General features: G+C 71.9%; 2 protein-coding genes. Both read right to left on the bottom strand.

The window, feature by feature from the left end; translation table 11 throughout:
* Positions 1–96 precede the first annotated feature (96 nt).
* Positions 97–984: a DUF58 domain-containing protein gene (locus tag AB0M20_RS42015; protein WP_364306954.1), complete on the bottom strand. Its 888-nt coding sequence runs from the start codon at positions 982–984 to the stop codon at positions 97–99.
* A 3-nt stretch (positions 985–987) separates the two neighbouring features.
* A partial coding sequence (locus tag AB0M20_RS42010; RefSeq protein ID WP_364306952.1) for a MoxR family ATPase occupies positions 988–1693 on the bottom strand: 706 nt, incomplete at its 5' end.

Genomic DNA, 1693 nt, shown 5'->3' with positions numbered 1-1693 from the left:
TCGCGGCGGTCCGGCGGCGGAGCAGCACGACGTACCCGGCGATCGCGGCCGCGGTCAGCAGCACGGCGGCGACCAGGACGTACGGCTCGAGGAAGGTCACCGCCGCCTCCGCCCGGACCGGCGCACCATGTCGACCAGCGTGGCGAGCAGATCCTGGTCGGTGGTGATCCGGTGCGCGTCCACGCCGGCCCGGCGCATGCCCTCCGCGAGGGCCTCCTCGCGCGCCCCGACCTGGGCGGCGAGCCGGCCGCGCAGCAGCGGATCACTGGTGTCGACGAGCAGCTGCTCACCGGTCTCGGCGTCCTCGACGAGGATCAGGCCCAGGTCGGGCAGCTCCAGCTCGGCCGGGTCGACCACCCGGATCACCACCACCTCGTGGCGGTGGGTGAGCCGGGCCAGCGGACGGTCCCAGTCCTGTTCGCCGATGAAGTCGCTCATCACGAAGACCAGGCTGCGTCGCTGCGTGGTGGTGCTCGCCGCCAGCCGGAGCATCGCGGCCAGGTCGGTCGTTGCGCCGGGAACCCCCGCTGCCGGCGTGCGCAACAGCTCCCGCGTGATCCGCAGGACCTGATCCCGCCCGGCGCGCGGCGGCACGACCTGATGCGACCCGTTGTCGTAGAGGATGGCGCCGACCCTGTTCCCGCCCCTTGCCACCAGCCGGCCCAGGGCGACGGCGAGCTCGGTGGCCACCGACTCCTTGCCGGCCGCCCGGCCGAAGCGCATCGACGCCGACCGGTCGACGACCAGCCACGCGGTCATCTCGCGGTCCTCGGTGTACTGCCGGACGAACGGCTCGTCGAGGCGGGCCGTGACGTTCCAGTCGATGTGCCGGACGTCGTCCTCGGTGGTGTAGGCCCGCAGGTCGGTGAAGTCGATGCCGGAGCCGTGCCAGAGCGTGCGGTAGGCGCCGTGCAGCCGCCCGTCGAGGCGACGGCCGAGACGCCACTCCAGGCGCCGCAGCAGTCGATCGGAGGCGGTTGCCATCGCTCAGCGTCCCCGGCCGGCGGGCTCCGGGACCGCCACGTTCGCCACGATCTTCGACAGGATCAGGTCGGGGGTCACCTCGTCGGAGAGCGCCTCGTAGGACAGGACGATGCGGTGGCGCAGGACGTCCAGCGCCAGGTCGGTCAGATCCTCGGGTACGACGTACTCCCGGCCACGCAGGAAGGCCAGGGCCCGGCCGGCGATCACCAGGCTGATCGAGGCCCGGGGGCTGGCGCCGAAGGTGACGTAGCGGGCCAGGTCGGTCAGGCCGACGCGGGCCGGATCGCGGCTGGCGTTGGCGAGCTGCACCGCGTAGTCGATCAGCGACGGGTCCACGTACACCCGGTCGGCCTCGTGCTGGAGCTCCACCAACCTGGCCGGATCGATGATCCGCTGGATCGGCGCGGGCCGCGTCAGCGCCCGCTCGACCACCACGAACTCCTCGGTGGTGCTCGGATAGCCGATGACCACCTTCATCATGAACCGGTCGACCTGCGCTTCCGGCAGCGGATAGACGCCCTCGGACTCGATCGGGTTCTGGGTGGCCATGACCAGGAAGGGATCCGGCACCCGGTGCGTCTCGCGGCCGATGGTCACCTGCCGCTCCTGCATGACCTCCAGCAGCGCACTCTGCACCTTGGCCGGCGCCCGGTTGATCTCGTCGGCGAGCAGCAGGTTGGTGAACACCGGGCCGAGCGAGACCTGGAAC

The sequence above is a fragment of the Actinoplanes sp. NPDC051633 genome, from assembly GCF_040681735.1.
GTDB lineage: Bacteria > Actinomycetota > Actinomycetes > Mycobacteriales > Micromonosporaceae > Actinoplanes.
Note: the sequence above shows the minus strand (reverse complement) of the source record. Positions and strands in the feature narration are given on the sequence as shown.